The organism is Microcystis sp. LE19-131.1A, assembly GCF_027532015.1.
GTDB lineage: Bacteria > Cyanobacteriota > Cyanobacteriia > Cyanobacteriales > Microcystaceae > Microcystis > Microcystis ichthyoblabe_A.
The window spans coordinates 15,257-37,422 of record NZ_JAPZSS010000046.1; the positions used below are offsets into that span (position 1 = coordinate 15,257).

At 45.3% G+C, this 22,166-nt stretch carries 20 protein-coding genes; 12 read left to right on the forward strand and 8 right to left on the reverse strand.

Annotated elements, in window-relative coordinates; all coding sequences use genetic code 11:
* The first annotated feature begins 253 nt into the window (after positions 1-253).
* Together O9323_RS03930 and O9323_RS03935 are read left to right on the forward strand one after the other, a co-directional pair.
* On the forward strand, positions 254-529 hold the full coding sequence (locus tag O9323_RS03930) for a hypothetical protein (RefSeq protein WP_004162459.1): 276 nt from the start codon (positions 254-256) through the stop codon (positions 527-529).
* Entirely contained in the window at positions 526-894 is a 369-nt protein-coding gene (locus tag O9323_RS03935; RefSeq protein ID WP_044034527.1) for an aspartyl protease, read from the forward strand. Before O9323_RS03930 ends, O9323_RS03935 begins: the two co-directional genes overlap by 4 nt.
* 73 nt (positions 895-967) lie before the next feature.
* On the opposite strand, the gene O9323_RS03940 is transcribed toward O9323_RS03935, so the two are convergent.
* From O9323_RS03940 to O9323_RS03955, 4 genes are all read right to left on the reverse strand, one after another.
* Positions 968-1,273, reverse strand: a complete 306-nt coding sequence (locus O9323_RS03940; protein WP_288124717.1) for a hypothetical protein — start codon at positions 1,271-1,273, stop codon at positions 968-970.
* Between the two features lie 101 nt (positions 1,274-1,374).
* A complete protein-coding gene (locus O9323_RS03945; RefSeq protein ID WP_002755635.1) occupies positions 1,375-3,036 on the reverse strand; it encodes a purple acid phosphatase family protein in 1,662 nt (553 codons plus the stop codon).
* 76 nt (positions 3,037-3,112) lie between these two features.
* The gene (locus tag O9323_RS03950) at positions 3,113-4,855 is read right to left on the reverse strand and encodes an ABC transporter ATP-binding protein (RefSeq protein WP_002755633.1); all 1,743 of its coding nucleotides are present in this window, start codon (positions 4,853-4,855) and stop codon (positions 3,113-3,115) included.
* A 30-nt stretch (positions 4,856-4,885) separates the two neighbouring features.
* Entirely contained in the window at positions 4,886-5,077 is a 192-nt protein-coding gene (locus tag O9323_RS03955) for a hypothetical protein (RefSeq protein ID WP_002755630.1), read from the reverse strand.
* An 858-nt stretch (positions 5,078-5,935) separates the two neighbouring features.
* On the opposite strand from O9323_RS03955, the gene O9323_RS03960 reads away from it, so the two are divergent.
* From O9323_RS03960 to O9323_RS03975, 4 genes are all read left to right on the forward strand, one after another.
* Positions 5,936-7,258 (forward strand): CmpA/NrtA family ABC transporter substrate-binding protein, encoded by a 1,323-nt coding sequence (locus O9323_RS03960; RefSeq protein WP_002755627.1) that lies wholly within the window; start codon positions 5,936-5,938, stop codon positions 7,256-7,258.
* A gap of 144 nt (positions 7,259-7,402) precedes the next feature.
* Positions 7,403-8,230, forward strand: a complete 828-nt coding sequence (gene ntrB, locus O9323_RS03965; protein WP_002792635.1) for a nitrate ABC transporter permease — start codon at positions 7,403-7,405, stop codon at positions 8,228-8,230.
* A gap of 147 nt (positions 8,231-8,377) precedes the next feature.
* On the forward strand, positions 8,378-10,384 hold the full coding sequence (locus O9323_RS03970) for an ABC transporter ATP-binding/substrate-binding protein (RefSeq protein ID WP_002755623.1): 2,007 nt from the start codon (positions 8,378-8,380) through the stop codon (positions 10,382-10,384).
* Between the two features lie 46 nt (positions 10,385-10,430).
* A complete protein-coding gene (locus O9323_RS03975) occupies positions 10,431-11,429 on the forward strand; it encodes an ABC transporter ATP-binding protein (RefSeq protein WP_002755622.1) in 999 nt (332 codons plus the stop codon).
* Positions 11,430-11,482: 53 nt separating this feature from the next.
* Here O9323_RS03975 and O9323_RS03980 read toward each other — a convergent pair whose 3' ends face one another.
* Positions 11,483-12,109 (reverse strand): DUF2301 domain-containing membrane protein, encoded by a 627-nt coding sequence (locus O9323_RS03980; protein WP_024968601.1) that lies wholly within the window; start codon positions 12,107-12,109, stop codon positions 11,483-11,485.
* A gap of 148 nt (positions 12,110-12,257) precedes the next feature.
* On the opposite strand from O9323_RS03980, the gene thiO reads away from it, so the two are divergent.
* Together thiO and O9323_RS03990 are read left to right on the forward strand one after the other, a co-directional pair.
* On the forward strand, positions 12,258-14,234 hold the full coding sequence (thiO, locus tag O9323_RS03985) for a glycine oxidase ThiO (RefSeq protein WP_288124718.1): 1,977 nt from the start codon (positions 12,258-12,260) through the stop codon (positions 14,232-14,234).
* Between the two features lie 54 nt (positions 14,235-14,288).
* Entirely contained in the window at positions 14,289-15,041 is a 753-nt protein-coding gene (locus O9323_RS03990; protein WP_043997145.1) for an SAM-dependent methyltransferase, read from the forward strand.
* Positions 15,042-15,243: 202 nt separating this feature from the next.
* On the opposite strand, the gene O9323_RS03995 is transcribed toward O9323_RS03990, so the two are convergent.
* The gene (locus O9323_RS03995; RefSeq protein ID WP_002792648.1) at positions 15,244-16,779 is read right to left on the reverse strand and encodes a TolC family protein; all 1,536 of its coding nucleotides are present in this window, start codon (positions 16,777-16,779) and stop codon (positions 15,244-15,246) included.
* A 202-nt stretch (positions 16,780-16,981) separates the two neighbouring features.
* Between O9323_RS03995 and O9323_RS04000 the strand changes: the two genes are divergently transcribed.
* The gene (locus O9323_RS04000) at positions 16,982-17,206 is read left to right on the forward strand and encodes an addiction module antidote protein (RefSeq protein WP_002755617.1); all 225 of its coding nucleotides are present in this window, start codon (positions 16,982-16,984) and stop codon (positions 17,204-17,206) included.
* A 171-nt stretch (positions 17,207-17,377) separates the two neighbouring features.
* On the opposite strand, the gene lpxD is transcribed toward O9323_RS04000, so the two are convergent.
* Together lpxD and O9323_RS04010 are read right to left on the reverse strand one after the other, a co-directional pair.
* The gene (gene lpxD / locus O9323_RS04005; protein ID WP_288124719.1) at positions 17,378-18,409 is read right to left on the reverse strand and encodes a UDP-3-O-(3-hydroxymyristoyl)glucosamine N-acyltransferase; all 1,032 of its coding nucleotides are present in this window, start codon (positions 18,407-18,409) and stop codon (positions 17,378-17,380) included.
* A 191-nt stretch (positions 18,410-18,600) separates the two neighbouring features.
* Entirely contained in the window at positions 18,601-18,702 is a 102-nt protein-coding gene (locus tag O9323_RS04010) for a PEP-CTERM sorting domain-containing protein (RefSeq protein ID WP_223210875.1), read from the reverse strand.
* Positions 18,703-19,249: 547 nt separating this feature from the next.
* Between O9323_RS04010 and O9323_RS04015 the strand changes: the two genes are divergently transcribed.
* From O9323_RS04015 to plsY, 3 genes are all read left to right on the forward strand, one after another.
* A complete protein-coding gene (locus O9323_RS04015) occupies positions 19,250-20,275 on the forward strand; it encodes an ABC transporter ATP-binding protein (protein ID WP_002755613.1) in 1,026 nt (341 codons plus the stop codon).
* A gap of 82 nt (positions 20,276-20,357) precedes the next feature.
* A complete protein-coding gene (fabG, locus tag O9323_RS04020; protein ID WP_002755610.1) occupies positions 20,358-21,053 on the forward strand; it encodes a 3-oxoacyl-ACP reductase FabG in 696 nt (231 codons plus the stop codon).
* Between the two features lie 68 nt (positions 21,054-21,121).
* Positions 21,122-21,805 (forward strand): glycerol-3-phosphate 1-O-acyltransferase PlsY, encoded by a 684-nt coding sequence (plsY, locus tag O9323_RS04025; RefSeq protein ID WP_002736324.1) that lies wholly within the window; start codon positions 21,122-21,124, stop codon positions 21,803-21,805.
* The last annotated feature ends 361 nt before the right edge of the window (positions 21,806-22,166 follow it).

Below are 22,166 nucleotides of genomic sequence, written 5' to 3' on the forward strand. Positions count from 1 at the left end.
CTTCAAAAACCTTGCATTATCCTTATTATAGTACATAAGCTGGTACAAAAAGAGAGGGCAACAAAGCCTGAAACTCCCGACGACCGACGACCGACGACCGACGACCGACGACCGACTCCTAACCCCACCAACAAACTTTTTCAGCAAACCCTAAGTACGATGCCGCTCTGGTGGGACCAGTTGAGGAATGTTAGCGAAGATTCCCAATGTTTGGTTAAAATAGAGGGGCAAAAGTTGCCACAGGGTCGCTTCAATGACAGTTCGACAACCCCGCTACAGCAAAGAAGAATTCGCTCGACGTGGTAATCAGATTTATGAGTCTCAGGTACGTCCCCAAGTCGAGGAGGGTAATCAGGGGAGAATTGTGGCAATTGACATTGAAACAGGGGCTTTTGAAGTAGCGGATGATTTGGTAAGCGCAGCGAAGCAACTTTCTGCACGAGTGCCTGATACTCAGACATGGTTTGTTCGCATTGGGCATTCAGCCGTCGATCACTTTGGCGCCAGGAGCCTGAGAACAAAACCATGATGCAAGGTCGTGTAAATCAAGGGTGTGAGGCGACGTTGGCGATCGCAGTCAGAAACAATGAAACAACGCAGATAGTAGATGCTGTAATTGATACAGGATTTTCAGGTTTTCTCACCTTGCCGTCTGAGATAATTGCTAGGTTAGGGTTTATTTGGGAGGGTCGAGATCTTGCGACATTAGGCGATGGGACTTTCTGCACGTTTGAAGTTTACATCGGGCTTGTGATCTGGGACGGGCAATATCGTGAGATTTACATCAACGAATCAGAGACGGTTCCGTTGATTGGGATGCAGCTATTACGAGGATACGATTTGCGAATTCAGGCAGTTGAGGGTGGTTTAGTTACGATCGAAGCGTTGAAGTAGAGTGCGATGCTGAAGGCACTGGGTAGCAGTACGCCATCGCTGTAGCAACGTGGAAGCTAGAATATATTAAGCCCTATACGTTAGATGTTGTATATGACTGAACGACTTGAGCAGGCGATCGCCCAATTAAAAACCTTGTCAACCGCTCAACTAAATCGGGAATTTTTTGGGTTAATACTGCTTGGGATTGAATTGTTCCTTCAATTTTAGCTGTGATAATTTTGACTTCCGTGATTTCTTTGTGTAGGTTAATAAATTGCTTGTTATTTTCTTCTCTCAGGGTTTCTAGTTGTTGGCGATTATCTTCCTTTAGCGTATCAATTTGCTCGCGGGTGTCTTCTCGCAAGGAACTTATTTGCTCACGGGTTTCTTCTCGCATTGTCGAGAGTAAGTCTTTCAATTATTGAATATCATTGCTGGTAACAGTAGTCATAGAATTAACCCCAAGAGAATCTATTTAACCGGCACTCTTTGATTTTATTATATTTCACCTACGCTAAAAAGATCAAATTCATCAAATTTAATTACCTCGGAGTCAGGATAACGGGTATCAAAACGATAACTGCTCACGGTTCCTTTTTCTGTATCTAAAATGCTAAAAACCGTCAGATCATTACTGGCAATATAGGGTAAAGGTTGATTAACCAAATCCACTAGAGGAGCAATATTCGGGATAATTGCTGGTAATCCATTGGGATTACCGATGGCCGCATAATTTCTATCGAGAGGTACAGGACGTTTTTTATCACCTAAATGAGCGCCATAACTATTACCAACGTTAGAAGATTCAAGAAAATTCATACCCTTAGGACTAAGAAAACGATTCCATAAATGAGAATGACCATAAAAAACCAAATTAACCTTGGCTGATTCTAATAAGGGAATGAGATCACGAATAATATAATCATTTTCTTGGGGATAATCATAACGTACTGATCTAACTTTTCCCGTGGCATCCCGTTCAATTGTCGGCACGGGATCGGTGTAAGGTGGCACGATATTTCCTCCTAGGGTATGGGGAGGATGATGAAACATAACTACTTTATATTTAGCCTCTTGAAATTCTCGACTATTTAACTCTTTTTCTAACCATTGATATTGAGGACTATCCTGAGCAATTGTCTCAAAAATATGCTGACCGTAACCCCAGCGACTGGGACTATCTAAATCTCTTTGATTTTCGTAATATCTTCCCCTTGCACTGGGTTCTAAATTGGGATTTCTCCAGATATTAGTAACATATAAAACCACTAAACGAATATCGCCAAAAGTGAGAGAATAATATTTATTTTGAGGCAAAGAAAAAATTTCTTCGTAGGTTTCTGTGTTAAAAGCATTATTTTTTAGCCAGTTTTCACTAATTGCTGCTGTATCCTCCGCTAGTTTTTTAGCAATAAATTGAGGAATAGCATCTTTAAACTGTTCATTTAAACCTGTGGAATTAGAAAATCTGCCCATAACTTCATGATTACCAATAGCAGGAAATAAGGGAGCATTTTGAATAATTTCTCCCCCTTTATAAATAGTCTGAATACCATTCTTTGTCAGAGGATAATTAGCACGACCTTGTAAACAGGGAAAAAATGCCCCACCGCGACTATCATCAAACCATTCGGAAGCTCGATCGGGTATATTAACTAAATCTCCTGCTAAAAAAACTGCATCCACCTGTCCAATAGTTTCAATAACTTTTTGTAAATTAGCGGCAGTCATAGGCATTAATTGATGATCGGAAGTGAGCAGAATTTTGAGATTAGTTCCTTTTTTTGGTCTTGGGGTAAGAGTATAAATATCACTTCTAATCGCTTTATTTTCCTGAAAACTGGTGACTTGATAGGGAATCCTTTCCCCCGGATTTAAATCAGTAATTTCGGCCTGATGTCGCCAGATTTCTCGATCGGTTAAAGATTGATAAGCTTCAAGGGTTCTCGATTGAGCATCTTCTCTAACTCTAGTTAATTTGCTAGTACGAGCGGGGGCCATTTTCTCTAGTTTTTCCCCGTAGCGCACCTGATGACCAGTGCCAAAAAATTCCGTAAACCAAATCACTTGTATTGATGTTTCGGTGGGTAATTGTAAAAAAGGTTCGGTTAAAAGTTGCTCCTTGTTCATTGTCGCTAAAAGATAACTGCTGTGCTGCATTTAAACAGTCTTAAGGAATAATTGAGATAGTCCACAACTTCACCGGTAATAACTAGCAGATTCCCTATTTTATCGGCTAATCTAAAACCTTAGACTCTAACTGCTGCTGTTGCCAGAGATTTTGATAGACTCCGGGGACTGCGATTAACTCCTCGTGGGTTCCTATCTGGACAATTTCTCCGAAGTCCATGACAAAAATGCGATCAGCAGTGGCAGCGGCCAATAATTGATGGGAGATAAAAATCACGGTTTTTTGGCTTTCTTGGCTGAGATTTTCCAAAATAGCCGTGGCCGTTTGATTATCGACGCTAGATAGGGCATCATCAAGGATTAAAATCGGTGCTTGGATGGCTAAAGCACGCGCTAAAGAGGCCCGTTGACGTTGACCCCCGGAAAGAGTAATCCCACGTTCTCCCACTAAAGTTCCGTATTTTTGCGGGAAATTCTCGATTTCCTCCTCAATTCTCGCTTGTTTGGCCGCCGATTTCACTGCCGAAAAATTCAGCAGCGGATCGCCATAACGGATATTATCTTCGATGGTGGTACTAAATAAAAAACTTTCTTGGGGAACATAAGCGATCGCTTTTCGCAGATCTTCAAGAGCAATTTGAGTGACATCTTGATTATCAATAAATAACTGTCCTTCCGCAATATCCAAAAGACGGGGAATAGCGTTAGCAAGGGTAGATTTTCCCGACCTGATCGCACCGACTACCGCTACCATTTCCCCCGGATTAATGGTAAAAGAAAGAGATTTTAAGGCTGGTTCTTTAGCATCAGGATAGAAAAAAGTCAAGGCTTTGGCGGTAATTTTTCCTTGAATATTTTTTAGGTGAATACAATCGGCATTGTCTTTAATTTTAGCCTCAGCTAACAGGATAGTTTCTAGGCGATCGATACTCACTTCTCCCTGTTGGTAGGCCGTAATAGTGAAACCTAATAAAGCAGTGGGAAAAACTAATCTTTCCGCCAAAATTAACAGAGCAATAAAGTCCCCAATGGTGATATTATCCGATATAATTTGTCTAGTACCGAGGGCAAGCAACGCCAATAAACTCACATAGGATAAAGCTTCAATCAGGGGAAAAAGAAAATTACGAGTCTGGACTAAATCTAAATTAGCCTGTAATAATTTGCGATTTCTTTGTTTAAATGCTAGGCGCTCGTTATCTTCTTGGGCATAGATTTTAATCAGAGTAATACCACTCATATCCTCTTGAATTAAATCGCTTAGATGCGAGAGTTTTTCTTGTACTTTTTTCTGTTGCCGCTGCAGACGACCACTAAATAACTGCACAGCAATTAACATCAAAGGATAGACAGAAATGGCGGCGACTGAAAGGGGAATATGAATCGCTAACATTACGGGCAAAGTTAACCCATAGGCAAAAAAAGTATTAGCCAAACTGAGCAAAGCAAAACCCACCAGACGACGGATATTATCCACATCGCTAGTGGCACGGTTGATTAAATCTCCTGAAGTTTGCCGCGAAAAATAGGCAGGTTCAAGGGTTAATAAATGCTGAAAGATTTTTTGTTTAAGATCGAACTCTACCTGACGACCGATCCCGAATAATAGCACTCTGGATATCATGCGGATAAACCACATAATCGAGGCTAAAGCGACAATAAAAATCACATAGTAAATGATTTTTGGGAAGTCAAAGGATGTACTCAAATCATCGATGCTATCCCGGATTAAAAGCGGTATATAAACACCCAAAAGATTAACAACAAGCAAAGCAACTACCCCCCAAGTTACTATTTGGCAATGGGGGCGTAGATAATTTGCTAGTTTTTTAATGCGAGAATAAGCCATATTCAGTTATCAGTTATCAGTTATCAGTTATCAGTTATCAGTTAGAACAGGGAACAGGTAAAAGGGGGCATAGATAATCAGTGGGTTATTTTTCTCCTTGTCCTGATTTGGTGGCGGTTTAACATTAGAACCACCCTGGGGCGGTTTACCCGGGGGTTGATCAATTTTAGCTTGATAGCCGCGCTTAAATTTATCATATCGTCTTTCTTGTTTGTCCGACATTTAAGTTACCTCTGTTTGATCCTGCCAAAATTCAATATAGCGAATTTCCTCTGCATTAATCAAAATAAGCCGCCCGCGCATCTAAATTAGTCTAGATCGATAGGGCAACACCAGAATACTGGAACACTGGAACAGCAAGGGTTATCTGCTTTTTAGCTAACTTAATAATGCCCAGTTTAAATTCGTCTTAGCTTATCTTCAATAGTTAAAACTACCCCTTCTAATTCGGCGAACTCATCTAATAAAAGGGAAGCATCGATCGATAATAATATGCTTTTGCCCTTGGCAAGTTCCAAAGCATAACAGAGATTGTCTCAAGCTGCTGGCATCGCTAATACTTGCGGGGATTTTTCCGTAATCGGTAAATAGTAACCGGTAATCAGTGAACTGCAAACTCAAACCCGATAACTGAGTCAAGATGGCTAAAAATCCCCATCGCCCTACCATGCGTTTCAGACAAATTTTTATGCTTTTATTACATGGCTGACAATATTTTGTAACAATCTATACGAATTTTCCTGTTGAAGACTGTAAATTTAAGTTAATTGCTTCGGTGATAACCCTGAAATAAAGTGATCTTTCTAGCCCAGATGACTAAACTCCCCCTATCTGTCTATCCACTCCTCAAAACTGTTATGCTTCTAGAAAAAATCTCTTAGACAAAAACTACTGCTAAATCTCCCCAGATGGAGAAGCAAAAGCGATCGAGAGATAAAAATAGTCAAAGCCTCCTTACTGAATCAACAGTTACTTTCCAGAAATTTTCTCGGTTATCACCGCAGTCAGTTAGGGGAAATAATGAGAATTTTTCACCGTTTCATCACCTTTGTTTAGTTTCTAATCACGATTTTTTAGTCCATGAGTAAACTTTCTAGACGTAGATTTATCTTCACTGCCGGGGCAACTGCCGTAGGAACAGCAATTCTCCACGGTTGCGCCACTCCCAATAATACCGCGACCAGTCCCTCCCCGGCCGGCAGTCCTGCCGCTTCCCCCGCTGCCGGTGGAGAAACTCCCGAAGTCACCACCGCTAAACTAGGTTTTATTGCCCTCACCGACGCTGCCCCCTTAATTATCGCCAAGGAAAAAGGTTTATTCGCTAAACACGGGATGCCCGATGTGCAAGTGATGAAACAAGCCTCTTGGGCTGCAACCCGGGATAACCTCGAATTAGGTTCGGCGGGTAACGGTATCGATGGGGCGCATATTTTATCCCCCATGCCCTACCTAATGACCTTGGGCAAAATCACCAAACAGCCAGTACCGATGTATATTCTGGCGCGTTTGAATACCAACGGTCAAGCGATTTCTGTGGCTAACGAATACATGGATCTAAAGGTTGCCCTCGATAGCGGTGTACTGAAAGAATCCTTCGCTAAAGCTAAATCTGCGGGCAAAGAAGTTAAAGCCGCCGTCACTTTCCCCGGTGGTACTCACGATCTCTGGATGCGCTATTGGTTAGCCGCCGGCGGCATCGATCCGAATAAAGATCTATCCCTAATTGTTGTTCCTCCGGCACAAATGGTGGCTAACATGAAAGTCGGCACGATGCAAGCTTTCTGTGTGGGGGAACCTTGGAACGCCCAATTAGTTAACAAAAAACTCGGTTATTCGGCCCTGATTACTGGGGAACTGTGGAAGGATCACCCCGAAAAAGCCTTCGCTTTACGCGCCGATTGGGTGGATAAAAATCCCAAAGCGGCAAAAGCTTTAACTATGGCTGTTCTAGAAGCGCAGCAATGGTGCAACGATCCCGCTAATGTTAAGGAAATGTGCGAGATTATTTCAGGACGGGAATGGCTGAAAATTGACCCCGCCGATATCTTGGGAAGAATGCAAGGTAATATCGATTTCGGTGATGGTCGCAAAATCGAAAATAGCCCCGTAGCCATGAAATTCTGGGCTGATAACGCTTCCTATCCCTACAAGAGTCATGATACTTGGTTTGTGACTGAAGACATCCGTTGGGGCTATATTCCCGCCGATACGGACATCAAAGCTTTAGTTGATAAGGTTAACCGGGAAGATATCTGGAGGGAAGCCGCCACAGCCCTCAATGTTCCGGCTGATCAAATTCCCACCTCTACCTCCCGCGGTGTGGAAACTTTCTTTGATGGCGTTACTTTTGACCCCGAAAATCCCACCGCTTACCTGAAATCTCTCAAGATTAAAAAGGTTTAAATCAGTGAGCAGTGATCAGTAACCAGTCAACAGTTAAAGATGATTTGCTCATAACTGGTAATTAATAACTGATAACTGATCACTGATGCTGATCACTGATAACTGAACCACTGATAACTGATAACTGATAACTGATAACTGATTATGGCTGTTTCTATTTCTCGTCGTTCTCAAGGTCCGAAATGGGTAAAAGACCTCAAAAAAAAATTACCCAAACTAGCAACTTCGGCGATTGCTTTATTAATTTTCCTTCTCATCTGGCAAATACTCTGTTTTAGTCCCGATGCTCCCCTCCCTAGTCCCACTAAAGTGGTTAGCGATACCTGGGAATTAATTATTAATCCCTTTTTCAATAATGGTGGCACGGATGTGGGGTTATTCTGGCAAATTTTCGCCAGTTTACAACGGGTGGCCGTCGGTTTTACCCTTGCCGCTATTGTCGGCATTGCCGTAGGAATTTTAATCGGTAGCAGCGCCCTAATTTATGATGCGATCGATCCGATTTTCCAAATCCTGCGTACCGTTCCCCCCCTAGCTTGGCTACCCATCTCCCTAGCGGCTTTTCGCAATAACGAACCTAGTGCCATATTTGTAATTTTTATTACAGCAATTTGGCCAATTATTATTAACACAGCCGTGGGAGTACAACAGGTTCCCCAAGACTATAAAAACGTCTCTAGAGTGCTAAAATTATCCAAAGTTGAATATTTTTTCAATATTCTTTTTCCCGCCACCGTTCCCTACGTTTTCACGGGATTAAGAATCGGTATCGGTTTATCTTGGTTGGCGATTGTAGCGGCAGAAATGCTGATCGGTGGCGTGGGAATTGGCTTTTTTATCTGGGATGCTTGGAATAGTTCCATGATCAGTGAAATTATCCTCGCCCTGATTTATGTGGGTATTGTTGGTTTCCTACTCGATCGCCTCATGGCCTACATCGCTAAATTAGTTGTACCCGAAGAAAATAAATAGGGTTTGCGGCAAAAAGTTTTTCGGTGGGGGCAGGGTGTGGGGTGTGGGGTGTGGGGAGCTTTTTAAGTAAACAGTAAACAGTAAACTAAAAACTCACATCTGATAACTGATAACTGATAACTAATAACTGATAACTGATAACTGAAAATGTCTGCATTTATTGAAGTCGATCACATTGATAAGGTTTTCCCTCTCCCCGATGGCCGTCAATATATCGCCCTAAAAAATATCGATCTCAGCGTTACTCAAGGGGAATTTATCTCTTTAATCGGTCACTCCGGTTGCGGGAAATCCACCCTCTTAAATATGGTCGCTGGACTCGATCGCCCGACGGTGGGAGGGGTGATTTTAGAGGGAAAAGAAATTAAAGGTCCCGGTCCCGATCGCATGGTAGTCTTCCAGAATTATTCTCTACTGCCCTGGTTAACCGTCCGGGAAAATATCGCCCTAGGAGTTAACCGCGTGCTGCGTCATCTACCGGCTGCTGAACGCAAAAGTGTCATCGAACATAGTATCGATATGGTACACCTGCGCCATGCCGCCAACAAACGACCGGGAGAATTATCGGGAGGCATGAAACAACGGGTAGCGATCGCCCGCGCTTTAGCCCTACGGCCAAAAGTCCTGCTACTTGATGAACCCTTTGGGGCGCTGGATGCGTTAACCAGAGGCAATTTACAGGAACGTTTGATGGAAATTGTCGAAGAAAGCCACGTTACCTGTATCATGGTCACGCACGATGTGGATGAAGCCCTATTACTATCCGATCGAGTGGTGATGTTAACCACCGGTCCAGAGGCCCATATCGGTCAGATTCTCGATGTTCCCATTCCCCGGCCCCGGCATCGTTTAGAAGTAGTTAACCATCCCAGTTACTACTCCCTCCGTAACGAGATCGTTTATTTCCTCAACCAACAGAAGCGATCGAAGAAAGTCGGCCAACCCACCGAACCAGTAACAGTGATCGGCCAAGCTACCAGACTGAAAACCAATCCCACCATCGGTTTTATCCCCCTCACCGATTGCGCTCCGATTATTATCGCCAAAGAGAAAGGTTTCTTCGCCGAGGAAGGATTAGAGGATGTTATCCTGCAACGGGAACCTAACTGGAAAGCACTCGCCCAAGGAGTGGCCACCGGTCGTCTCGATGCGGCCCAGATGGTGGCGGGAATGCCCCTGAGCATGACCATTGGGGCCGGCAATAAGCCCTCTGTCCCCGTGATTAGTGCTTTGGTACTCAGTCGCAACGGTAACGCCATCACCCTCAGCAATAAATACAGGGAATTGGGGGTAGAAAAACTGGAGGACTTAAAGGAGGCCCTCCAGCAAAGTCCCGATCAAATCGCCACTTTCGGCATGGTTCACCCTGCTTCCATGCACAATCTACTCTTACGCTACTGGTTAGCTAGTGGCGGTATCGATCCCGATAGTGATGTAAATTTAGCCGTAATTCCGCCGCCTCAAATGGTTTCCCTACTAAAAGCGGGTAAGATCGACGGTTATTGTGTGGGGGAACCCTGGAACTCCTACGCCGTTCACGAAAAATTAGGCTACGTTATCGCCACCGATCTCGATATTTGGCCCGGACACCAGGAAAAAGTCCTCGGGGTTAAGGAAACTTGGGCAGCGAAACATCCCGAAACCCATATCGCCATGGTGAAAGCTTTAATTAAAGCCTGTGAATACTGCGATGATCAGCGTAATCGAGAACATATCGTTAATATTCTCAGTCAGCCCCAGTATGTGGGTGTGGATAGGGCAATTATCCGCCCCGGTTTCCTCGATGGTTACGATCGCGGTTTAGGAACTGCCCCCGAACCCCTATTCCGATTTAATCAGTTTTACGTCGATCAAGCTAACTGTCCAGGCCGCAGTGAGGCCCTATGGACCCTAACTCAGCTTGCTCGTTGGGGTTACGCACCGTTCCCCCGCAACTGGGTGGAAGTGATTGAACGCGTCCGTCGTCCCGATCTGTTTGGTGAAGCTTGCCGGTCCCTGGGCCTTCCCGATTTGGAACCCGATCGCCACAGTTTTGCCCTCTTTGATCATCTTATTTTCAGTCCCGACGATCCGATCGGCTATCTGGAACGTTTCTCGATCCGTCGCGATTATCGCGTCTCGGAAGTTCTCCTCGATGATCCCGTCGCTAATTAATGGTTGTGGTGGGCTTTGCCCACCTTAAAATAAATCTAGGACGAATATGCAAACTTTTACCGATAAGACCGTGAATTCCAGCACCACCACCCAGCCTTTTTTATTAGTTAGTAATGTTGCCAAAGAATACCCCTCTCCCGAAGGGGTTTACACCGTTTTAGACGGTGTGGAGCTGCAAGTCAATGAGGGGGAATTTGTCTGCATTATCGGTCACTCTGGCTGCGGTAAATCGACTCTTTTGAATATGGTGGCGGGGTTTTCTTCTCCTAGTCGTGGGCAAGTGCTGCTACAGGATAAAGAGGTTAAGGAACCGGGACCGGACCGGATGATGGTATTCCAAAATTATTCGCTTTTGCCTTGGAAAACTGCCTTTGAGAACGTTTATATCGGGGTTAGTTCGGTTTATCCCCAAAAATCTCACGCTGAGAAGGTGAGGATCGTGGAAGAAAATCTATCCCTAGTGGGATTGACAGAAGCAGCCCAGAAAAAACCCCCCCAATTATCGGGAGGCATGAAACAACGGGTTGCGATCGCCCGCGCCCTGGCCATTCGTCCCCAAGTCCTCATCCTCGATGAACCTTTTGGAGCCCTAGATGCGATTACTAAAGAAGAATTACAGGAAGAATTGCTGAAAATCTGGCAAGAACACCAGTTAACCGTGTTGATGATTACCCACGATATTGATGAGGCTTTGTTCTTGTGCGATCGCTTGGTGATGATGACCAACGGCCCAAGCGCTAAAATTGGGGAGGTGTTAAAGATGCCTTTTGCTCGTCCCCGGGTTCGTTCCCAAATTACCGAGGATCCCCGTTACTACGAACTCCGCAATGAAGCCCTCGATTTCCTCTACAATCGTTTTGCCCATTCGGAGGATCCCAACGAGGATGCCCCCGAACAACCCCGCACAGAAAATCTCGTGGGTAAAATTGTTACTACTATTGCTGGCATAGCCTTACTCGCTTTTGTCGGTTTTAGCCTGATACAAATGTTCACTAGCAAGACTGCCAATACTACTAATCCGGCTACCATCGAGGCCCCCAGATAGGTAACAGTTATCAGTTATCAGTTATCAGTTATCAGTTATCAGTTATCAGTTCGTCAGTGATTAAGATGTTCAAAGACCGATTTATCACCGATATCGTTGGGGAGAGGTTGGCTTAATTTTCTCAGAGCAAAGATAACGAATAAAGTCGCCCAGAGAATTAATAGCCCCTTTTCCCAATTTAAGGGCAATATCCCCAAAAGATGACCGAGTAAAAGGGTGGGAACTAGAGGGGTTAAAAACTTGGTTTCTAGACGATTAAAACAAAAAGCTTCTTTGAAATAAATCCCCGTGAGACTAGCAAAAATAAAGCCAACACCCAATAAACTCACCGGATGGTTATAGACAAATTCTAGGGGAGAAAGGTGATAATAAAGGCTGAAAATCAGGGAAGTAATCGCCCCGATTAGCCAAAAAACTTGCAGGAGACGATGGAGGGGAATTAAATAAATATGAATAGTCAATAAACTGATGCCTAACCCCAGACAAAAACCAATGTATAAAAGGTTGGTCAGGGGCAGTAATTGCGGTCCGGTGAGAACTATAATTGTAGCGACAGCGAAACTAAAAGCCGCTAAATTTAATCCCAGACGGTAGAGACGCACGCCTAGGCGATCGCTATCCGTAATCGTAAACTCTCCGAATTGACCTTGATAAACTCGATCGACAGTAGAGGAAGTCATAATGCTCTAAAGAAAAAGGGAAGCTTAGAAAAGATTGACTACAAATCATCTTAATCTTGAATTATGCCAGTAGCCTCACTTCTCCCTCCTCTCGGCTGACTAATTGCGAGTTAGGATCAAGGTTACATTTCCTTTAGATTTTTAAGCCATGTCGTTGAACCAAGAATCCCTCGCTTTTAGCCATGGGAGGGTCAAGAACTCAACTAGCGAAATTTTGATCGTGGGCGGTGGTATCATCGGATTAGCGATCGCCGTCGATTTGCAATTGCGCGGGGCAAAAGTTACCCTCCTAGTTCGAGATATAGCTCAGGCCGCTAGTCGTGCGGCTGCGGGAATGTTGGCCCCCCATGCAGAAGGCATTCCCCCGGGCCCGTTTCTCGATCTTTGTCTGCGATCACGATGGCTATATCCAGAGTGGAGCCGCAAAATCGAGGATTTAACGGGTATAAACAGCGGTTACTATCCCTGCGGTATTCTTGCTCCCGTTTACGAGCTAGAGCAGCCCGTTACTACCGAGGAAGTTAATAAAATTTGGTTAGACAGCAATGCAGTTCACCTCTACCAACCCGGACTAGGTAAAGATGTGATCGGTGGTTGGTGGTATCCCGACGATGGACAAGTGGACAACCGGCAGCTAGTGACTGCGCTGGAACAAGCGGCCGAAAATTTAGGGGTAGAAATTCGCCAAGGCGTAGAAGTCCACGCATTACAGCAAAAGCAGGGAAAAGTCAAGAGTATTTATACCTCAATTGGGGAATTAGAAGCAAAAATTTACATTTTAGCGACGGGATCCTGGACGAGTCAACTTTTACCCCTCCCTATCCATCCCGTCAAAGGTCAAATGGCCGCAGTAAAAATGCCCCCTAACCAGACCTTAGCTAGGATTTTATTCGGTCCGCAAACCTATCTAGTTCCCCGTCGCAATGGTCGTTTAATTATCGGGGCCACTTCCGAAAAAGTCGCCTGGCAAACGGGTAATACACCCCAAGGACTACAAACCCTTTTTGAACGCGCTACCCGTCTCTATCCCCCTTTAGCTGACTGGGAAATCGAGGAAATGTGGTGGGGATTCCGTCCGGGTACAGCCGATGAATTACCTATTTTAGGCCGCAGTAGCTGTGATAACCTGATTTTAGCCACCGGTCACTATCGTAATGGCATTTTACTAGCTCCTGTCACTGCTTCCTTAATCGCTGACCTGGTGATTAATGACAAAGTTAATCCCATTTTGACCCATTTTCGCTGCGATCGCTTTAATCAACTATCACCCGTTACTATTCCACCTATGTCCTTAACTATTATTGAGAATAAACCCCAAGCACTTTTATCGCCCCAGAATGATCGCCTCACTATTGCTGGGAAAACCTTTCACTCCCGCTTGATGACTGGGACTGGCAAATATGCCAATCTGACGACTATGCAGGAAAGTATTAGTGCCAGTGAATGTCAGATCGTCACCGTTGCCGTTAGACGAGTACAAACGAACGCACCAGGCCATGAGGGATTAGCAGAGGCGATCGATTGGTCTAAAATTTGGATGTTACCCAACACTGCCGGTTGTCAAACGGCCGAAGAAGCGATTCGGGTGGCCCGTTTAGGACGAGAAATGGCCAAATTATTGGGACAGGAAGACAATAACTTTATTAAACTCGAAGTTATTCCCGATCCTAAATATTTATTACCCGATCCGATCGGAACTTTGCAAGCGGCCGAACAATTAGTTAAAGAAGGTTTTGCCGTACTGCCCTATATTAACGCCGATCCTCTCTTAGCCAAACGTTTAGAGGAAGCTGGCTGCGCCACGGTTATGCCCCTAGGATCGCCGATTGGGTCGGGACAAGGGCTGAAAAATGAGGCAAATATCGCGATTATCATCGAATCGTCCCAAATTCCCGTGGTGGTAGATGCCGGGATCGGTACACCCTCAGAAGCGGCCCGGGCCATGGAAATGGGGGCCGATGCTTTATTAATTAACAGTGCGATCGCTATGGCAGCCAATCCAGCTATGATGGCCCAAGCCATGGCAATGGCGGCAAAAGCGGGACGTTTAGCCTATTTAGCGGGAAGAATGCCGATTAAGTCCTATGCTAGTCCTAGTTCCCCCCTGACGGGAACGATCGCCTAAGCGATTAAGCTAGGAATGGGCTGTTTTCAGCTATTAGAGCCAGCAAAAATCCCTATGACTACAGACAATCAAACTGAGTATGTTGCCGCTTTAACTGATTTACACCGTGGACTTGACCGTAAAGGGCCTGGTGACTCTGACTTCTCCCTAAAAATTTTGAGTAATCTCTCTATTTTGCCCCTCAAGCCGCGAATTGCCGATCTAGGATGTGGAAGTGGTGCTAGTGCTTTACTGCTGGCACAATACTACCAAAGCCCTGTCATGGCAGTGGATTCCTCATCGGTTTTTATCGACGAACTCAAAACCCGAGCAAAACAGCTTGGTCTTGAGCATTTAATCATTCCAATTCATGGTGATATGGCTAAACTTGATTGGTCAGTGGGTTCAGTTGATCTACTTTGGTCTGAGGGGGCTGCTTATAATCTTGGGTTTGAGCAGGCTCTTAAAATCTGGCGACCGCTTGTTTCTAACAACGGGATCGCCGTCATCTCGGAGATGAGTTGGTTTACTGATGAGCTGCCAGGGCCGGCTGTGGCCTATTGGCAAAACGCCTATCCTATGATGGGTAATGAGTTTGAGAATATCGTTCGGGCTAATAGGTCTGGTTTTAAGGTACTTTCTACCCATCGGCTGCCAAGTCAAGTTTGGTGGCTAAATTATTATCAACCTCTCCGTGAGCGAATCGGGCAGCTGGAAATCAGCCCAAGTAGCCCATCGGTTATTCGTGAAACTGAAGAAGAGATGAAACTTTTTGAGAAATTCAGCAACTTCTATGGTTATACCTTTTATGTTCTGCAAGCAGCCTAGAAAAAAAGCCGTCCAATTTATGATCAGCTTTGTTTCGCAGTAATTCCTATCGTTGTAATAATCTGCGTCCGCAGGTGCAAAATCGACGGGAAAGCCACAACCTGAAGCAATTCGCGAACGACGGATGATAATCATCGAAACCCCTTAAAATAGGGGAGATTTGACCATCTCTCCCCACACCACACCTCGATAGATCGTACAATTAACGCACTTCAAACAAACGATTGTCCGGTAAATTACTAATCGATCGCTGGAGACTATTCAAGGATTTATTGTAATCGACGATCGCCTGTAGATAACGGCTTCTGGCATCGGTTAAATCCCGTTGGGAGTTGATAACGTCCGTTTGGGTTCCCACACCCGCCTGAAAGCGTAAACGAGCTAATCGCAGACTTTCGGTGGCGGATTCAATGCTTTTTTGCGAGGTTTTAATGTTTTCTTGGTTAGAAATCAAACTATAGTAGGATTCCTCCACCTGAAGGCGGATTTCATTGCGACGGAGGGAGAATTCCGTATCGGCGCGATCGATATTTCTTTCCGCTTGACGAGCGCGAGCAAAAGCACGACCACCATCAAAGAAAGTCCAGCGAATCCGGCCACCGACGCTAAAACCATCGCCAAAACCAGCTTCATCACTGAGATCGTTAAGGACATTATACTGGCCCAGAAGGTCCACTTGGGGAATCACCGCCGAAATAGCGATCGAGCGGTCTTCTGCGCTAATTTCCCTCTGTAAGAGTTGTTGTTCTAATTCCGCGCGATTTTTATAGGCCAAAACGATACTATCATTAAGACTTAAGCCCCAAGTTCCCGCCTCGCGAATCTCATCGGCAGCGGTTAACTCGATCTGCTGACCGACACTCAATATCTGTGCCAGTCGTCGTCTAGCGATGCGTTGGGTAGAAATCGCCCGGGTTAAGTCTTGGTTAGCGTTAGCGAGGTCAACTTCCGCCTGTAGGACAGCAAATCGGGTTCCTAGTCCCGCTTGCTCCAATAATTGAGCATCGCGTAAACTTTGACTAGCATCTTCGATCGCAGCTTGGGCGATCGCAACTTGGGCATCACCCCTCTGTAATTCATAATAGGCATCGGTGGCATCAAAACGAGTTTGTTCCGAGACTCGTTCCACCTCTAATTCCTGTTGCCGGATGACTTTTTCGGCCCTTTTGATCTGGGCTGCCCGTTCACCCCCTGTATAAACCCCATAGACGATGCTAACACTACCCTGAAAGTTGGTACTATCTTCTGGTGTAACGGCTGGGATTCCCTGTTGACGAGCCAAGTTATTCTGTCTTTGGGCAGCTGCCGATTGATCTTGAGTGAGACTGGTTTCCGCTTGGGCCGTGGGTAATAAGGCCGCCTGTTGTTCCTTTAATTGGGCGCGAGCGATTTCCAAATTAATCCGCGATGTCTGTAAGGTCTGATTATTTTTTAAAGCTAATTCGATCGCTTGATTTAAGGTGATCGGTTGTACTACCCTAATATTCACCTCATCCGGTTTGGTGGGAAAAATCAGGGGATTGCCACTAGGATTAAGATAATTAGGGGCCTTGGGATCCGCTTCCGTGGTTGCTGGTGCCGCCGAGGGACCAGGTAATTGAGACACTGGATTGGCAGTAGGTCGGGGTTTCTTCAATAAATCGGCAGCGGACTGAGTTTGTGCCTTAACCGAGGATTCAGCCAAGAAAATCAACCCAAGCACCGCACTCACGGTAATACCATAACGCAAGAGCAACATGAGTATCTCGAAAGTAAACAGTAAACGATAAGAAGTAAACAAGCTCACACCACTATGTTGGCCGATTACTAATTACCGATAGTAACACGGGAGCATGAAAGCCACCCTCTTTTAAGCACCGGCTAAAATTTAGATTCGATTGATTTTGAACGGGACATCAAAACAGCATTAGATTTAGCCCAATACTTATAGGAGGTTCTCTATGGCTACAATTCAGACTTATCCTTGGGATGCAGCAGATCATTTGAAAACAAAAGAAGATATCGCTGCTTATCTGGAAGCTGCCCTCGAAGATGGCGATCCTAGCTTAGTAGTGGCAGCATTAGGCGATATTGCTCGTTCTCAAGGGATGACTCATATTGCTCGTGAGACGGGTTTGGGACGGGAGAGTCTCTATAAATCTTTGTCGAATCGGGGTAATCGGTGAGTTTGCTACAGTTCTTAAGGTTTTGCAAGCACTTGGGTTACGCCTGCAAGTTGTACCCATTATCGAAAAATCCCTAATCAATAATCCTACTGACTTGAAAGAGGGTGTGGGGTGTCGGAAGAATAAATAGAAATAATCTCCTGTCTCCTGTCTCCTGTCTCCTGAATAGGGCTATTTTTTCAACTGCTTAACCGCTTGATAGATTTCGGGTAAACGCTTGTAAGCGGCTGATGCCTTGAGGAATAGTTTATGCGGCATAGCAGGAGAGCCAGAAACCACTTCTCCTGCACCGATATCGTTGTGAATGCCAGCCTGAGCGGTTGCGATCGCACCGTCCCCGATCGCTGCTTGATTGGCAATGCCCACTTGTCCTGCTAAAATAACCCGATTGCCCAATTTTACGCCTCCTGCCATGCCCACCTGTCCTGCTAGGGCGCAAGCTTGGCCAATTTGGCAATTATGGGCAATATGGACGAGATTATCGATCTTAGTCTGGCTACCGATGCGGGTTTCTCCCACTGCCGGACGATCCACGGCGCTATTACAGCCAATTTCTACCCCATCTTCTAAGACCACGATACCCGATTGTTCCATCTTAAACCAGCCTTCGGGAACTGGCACAAAACCGAAGCCCTCCGCACCAATAACAGCGCCACTGTGGATAACGCAATCATTGCCGATTTGTACCCGTTCGTGAATGGTACAGTTAGCGTGGAGAGTTGTGCGATCGCCAATATGTACCCCAGGGTAAACAACGGCGTTAGGATGAATGCACACCCCATCACCGAGGATGACATTCGCTTCTACCACAGCATGGGCCCCGATGGCAACTTTATGGCCGATTTTAGCCGATGGATGCACCACGGCGGTGGCGTGAATGTACGGTTGGGGCTGAAAGGGTTGATAGAATAATTTGATGGCGTGGGCGAATAAAAGTCGGGGATTGGCACTAGCTAACCAAGGGATGCCGCGTTCGTCGGCCTGTTGTTGTAAATTGGCATCCAGGGGCAGAATTAGGGCAGTAGCCTCAGTTTTGGCGACAAAGGCAGCAAATTTTCCCCCTTCGATATAGCTAATCGTATCGACTAGGGCGGTTTCGATGGGAGTTATGGCTTTAATTTCGGGATTTCTGTCGGGATAGGCAGTTAAACTGTGAGCAGAGACTAAAGGGCTTAATTTTTGGGCAATTTCACTAAATCTCATAAATATATACTGCGATCGAGATAGGGCTTATCCTAGGATAGTTTAAAACTATACTGATAATCTTGTCGTTATTATAGTCAAAAAAGTTGCTAGTTTTTTAGGGAATAATTCCTGTTTTCCATTTCAACAAAGCCGATGTCGATCTGGAGCGGTTTTGGGGATAATTTTGCTCTCTCCAAAACCGATTGGTTTTAGTTTTTACTCCTCGATCGAGTTAATACAATTGACCCGAACAGTATTAAGGCGATCAGAGTTGATGGTTCGGGAACTGTTTGAAAATCTAGGTTGAAAATTCCTGACTCTCCCTAACAAACACCAGTATCTACCGGCTTAAGTAGGTAGGCGTTAAAAATTATCAGATGCCCCCCTTATTAAGGGATATCCCCCCGCCTATCGGCACCCCCCTTATCAAGGGGGGCAGGGGGGATCGAACCTAAAATCCATTTTTAATTTAATTATAACCAGCTACTTAAAACTGGCTGAATATTTTGCCAGTCGAGAGACAAAAAACTTCGCTAAAAAGGAGAATTTATCGAAAAATTGTGGTTAAAAATCGGAACCTTGATCGGTTACGGTAATTGAAGATGCAACGGACCGCCATTTTTTACACCTTGTCGTTGAGACTAAACTGGAAACCCTGGCCCAACAATCGGCAATCAGTGGGGATTGCCAACGAGTGCCACCTTCTCAACCTTTGAGCTGCCAGTCATTACCGCCGCAGAGAGCGCAGTGAGCAGATCAAATCTACAATACCAGATTTTCAAGTGGGGAATCTGGGTTAAAATAGACCGAGAAAGTTAACAAAAAAATTGTCTCGCTCAAGTGGGCGAAAATCAGCTTATGACCCTTGCGGTGGCGATCGAAAAGTTAAAAAAATCCTACGGTCAGACAGCAGCGGTTAAAGATATCTCCTTTACCGTGGCAGCGGCAGAAATCTTCGGTTTACTCGGTCCCAATGGTGCGGGGAAAACCACCACGATTCGCTGTCTTTGCACCCTTGCTAAACCCGATGGCGGCAAAATCGAGGTGGGGGGTGTCGATGCCCTGAATAACCCCAAATCCGCCCGTAAACGCCTGGGTTACGTTGCCCAAGAAGTCGCCCTCGATAAAATGCTCACCGGCCGGGAACTGTTGCAACTACAAGCGGCTCTCTATCACATTCCCGCTCAAAAGTCAAGAGATCGAATTAAAGAATTAATAAATCTTTTAGGATTAGAGGAATACGCGGACAAAAAAACGGGGACCTATTCCGGCGGCATCAAAAAACGGCTGGATTTAGCTGCGGGATTACTGCATCAGCCGGAGGTTTTGGTGCTGGATGAACCGACTGTGGGACTCGATATCGAAAGTCGTTTGATTGTCTGGGATTTTCTGCGACAATTGCGGGCGGCCGGAACCAGTGTATTAATTACCAGCCATTATCTCGAAGAAATCGACGCTTTGGCCGATAACTTGGCAATTATCGACAATGGTATCGTCATCGCTCGCGGTACCCCCTCACAACTGAAGGAGCAACTGGGTGGCGATCGCATTACCCTGAAAGTGCGGGAATTTTCCCCAGAGGAAGAAGCTTTCCAAGCGAAAGAATTATTATCCCGTCTGCCTTTTGTCGAAGAAGTAATCGTTAATACCGCCCAGGGTAACTCCCTGAATCTCATCGTCACGGCCAATAGCAATCCTTTAAGCAAAATTGAACAAACCCTAGCCGAATCGGGATTACCCGTGTTTAGCATGGCCCAATCCCGTCCTAGTCTCGATGATGTCTATCTAGCAGCTACCGGACGCACCCTGATGGATGCGGAAATTGCCGCCGCCAGCAGTCGCGACCTGAAGGCGGAGAAAAAACAAGCGATGAAGGAATCCTAGACCGGCGAGAAAGGCAGTAATATTGCCCAATTACCGGGTTAAATCATCTATAATTGGAGCGATCGACTATCTATCCATCAATATGAAAGATAAACGGGTATTGCTGACCGGCGGTACGGGGGGACTGGGTTTAGGAGTCACTCCGGCGGTTTTACACCATGGCGGTCATCTAACCATGACCTATCGGGAGGAAAGGGAGGTAGGTCGTCTGAAATCTCGGCTGAGTGCGGCGGAATTTGAGCGTATTCGCTTTGTCAGGGTGGATTTAACCCAAGAAACTGCCGTGGCTAGATTAATTGATGATCTCGGTCGGGTCGATGTTTTAATTCATCTAGTCGGGGGTTTTACCATGGGGGCGACGGAGGAGTTTAGCTATGAAGATTGGCTAAAAATGTTTGATTTAAACCTCCATAGCACTTTTTTACTGTGTAAACACTGTTTGCGCTCGATGAAACTTCATAATTATGGTCGTATCGTCACTATCGGTTCTCGTGGTGCCGTACAACCGGGGGCAAATTTGGCCGCCTATTGTGCCTCGAAAGCGGCGGTAGTGGCTTTAACCCAAGCGATCGCAGAAGAAACCAAACAGACTAATATTACCGCTAACGTGGTTTTACCAAGTGTTATCGATACTCCGAGCAACCGGGAAGCGATGGGAGGGGCAAAGGCCAAGGACTGGGTAAGTCCCCAATCTCTAGCCGAGGTGATCTGTTTTCTAGCGGGGGAAGGGGCGAAAGACTTGCGCGGGGCGGCAATTCCCGTCTATGGTTCCCTGTGAGTGTTTTTTGTCTTCGGGCTGATACACTGATGACGGCGCTCGCTCTTGCTAAAAATTGGGTTTAATTTATGCTTATTCCGATTCTTATCAGTGTTACTATCTTACTTTTATCCTATCTGCTCGGTTCAATTCCCACGGGTTATTTAATCGGTAAATACAGCAAAGGTATCGATATTCGTGACTATGGTTCCGGTTCCACCGGGGCCACCAATGTGTTGAGAACTCTGGGAAAAACTGCCGGGGCGACGGTGTTATTAATTGATATGTTAAAAGGAATGGCGGCGGTAGCCCTGGCACGAGGACTATATTTTATTGATGTCAATCTTCTCCCAGAAAGTTGGTATTATTGGTTAATTATCGGGGCAGCATTGGGAGCAATCATCGGTCATAGTAAATCGATTTTCTTGAATTTTAGTGGTGGTAAATCCGTCGCCACCAGTTTAGGGGTTTTATTAGTGATGAATCCCCTAGTGGCTTGCGGAACTTTGGCGAGTTTTTTAGTTATTCTGGCACTTTTCCGGATTGTTTCTTTAGGTTCGATTATTGGGGCGCTGGTGGTCAATATTTTAATGATTGTTTTGGGTCAACCTCTCCCCTATATTTTATTTAGTTTGATGGGGGGAATCTATGTGATTGTTCGTCATCAGGGTAATATTAAAAGATTGTTGGCAGGCACAGAACCGAAAATAGGTCAGAAAGTACAGCCATCATCGGAATTAGGTTACAGCGTTTCTTCTACAGATGAAGTGTAACCTAATTTGTCTCATCTCTAGACGACTGGCTCATGTTCCCCGTTGCCCGTTCCCTAAAACCAGAGACTTCGTAACTCACCCTTAAGATAACTGATACTAAATCTGTTGAGTATAGGCTACATATCAGGACAGGCAATAGGCAATAGGAGCAATAAATAATTCTTTAAATAACCAGATTTAGCATCACCCTTAATTATTGTTTTCCTAAGCCTAGTTTTCTGGTTACTTTAAAGTTGGTTTCGGTGTTTGATAGGGTTTGGGACTAATCGAAGGGACTATCAAAAGCAGTAAAACGGTGGTGCATTCCCATACGATAATATCGGTCAGTTGAGTGCCTTTTTTAACTAGCCATCTCTGCCGC

Coding starts and splice junctions, on each gene's coding strand:
- O9323_RS03930 (WP_004162459.1), top strand. CDS start 254: ATGACAGTTCGACAACCCCGCTACAGCAAAGAAGAATTCGCTCGACGT.
- O9323_RS03935 (WP_044034527.1), top strand. CDS start 526: ATGATGCAAGGTCGTGTAAATCAAGGGTGTGAGGCGACGTTGGCGATC.
- O9323_RS03940 (WP_288124717.1), bottom strand. CDS start 1,273: ATGCGAGAAGAAACCCGTGAGCAAATAAGTTCCTTGCGAGAAGACACC.
- O9323_RS03945 (WP_002755635.1), bottom strand. CDS start 3,036: ATGCAGCACAGCAGTTATCTTTTAGCGACAATGAACAAGGAGCAACTT.
- O9323_RS03950 (WP_002755633.1), bottom strand. CDS start 4,855: ATGGCTTATTCTCGCATTAAAAAACTAGCAAATTATCTACGCCCCCAT.
- O9323_RS03955 (WP_002755630.1), bottom strand. CDS start 5,077: ATGTCGGACAAACAAGAAAGACGATATGATAAATTTAAGCGCGGCTAT.
- O9323_RS03960 (WP_002755627.1), top strand. CDS start 5,936: ATGAGTAAACTTTCTAGACGTAGATTTATCTTCACTGCCGGGGCAACT.
- ntrB (WP_002792635.1), top strand. CDS start 7,403: ATGGCTGTTTCTATTTCTCGTCGTTCTCAAGGTCCGAAATGGGTAAAA.
- O9323_RS03970 (WP_002755623.1), top strand. CDS start 8,378: ATGTCTGCATTTATTGAAGTCGATCACATTGATAAGGTTTTCCCTCTC.
- O9323_RS03975 (WP_002755622.1), top strand. CDS start 10,431: ATGCAAACTTTTACCGATAAGACCGTGAATTCCAGCACCACCACCCAG.
- O9323_RS03980 (WP_024968601.1), bottom strand. CDS start 12,109: ATGACTTCCTCTACTGTCGATCGAGTTTATCAAGGTCAATTCGGAGAG.
- thiO (WP_288124718.1), top strand. CDS start 12,258: ATGTCGTTGAACCAAGAATCCCTCGCTTTTAGCCATGGGAGGGTCAAG.
- O9323_RS03990 (WP_043997145.1), top strand. CDS start 14,289: ATGACTACAGACAATCAAACTGAGTATGTTGCCGCTTTAACTGATTTA.
- O9323_RS03995 (WP_002792648.1), bottom strand. CDS start 16,779: ATGTTGCTCTTGCGTTATGGTATTACCGTGAGTGCGGTGCTTGGGTTG.
- O9323_RS04000 (WP_002755617.1), top strand. CDS start 16,982: ATGGCTACAATTCAGACTTATCCTTGGGATGCAGCAGATCATTTGAAA.
- lpxD (WP_288124719.1), bottom strand. CDS start 18,409: ATGAGATTTAGTGAAATTGCCCAAAAATTAAGCCCTTTAGTCTCTGCT.
- O9323_RS04015 (WP_002755613.1), top strand. CDS start 19,250: ATGACCCTTGCGGTGGCGATCGAAAAGTTAAAAAAATCCTACGGTCAG.
- fabG (WP_002755610.1), top strand. CDS start 20,358: ATGAAAGATAAACGGGTATTGCTGACCGGCGGTACGGGGGGACTGGGT.
- plsY (WP_002736324.1), top strand. CDS start 21,122: ATGCTTATTCCGATTCTTATCAGTGTTACTATCTTACTTTTATCCTAT.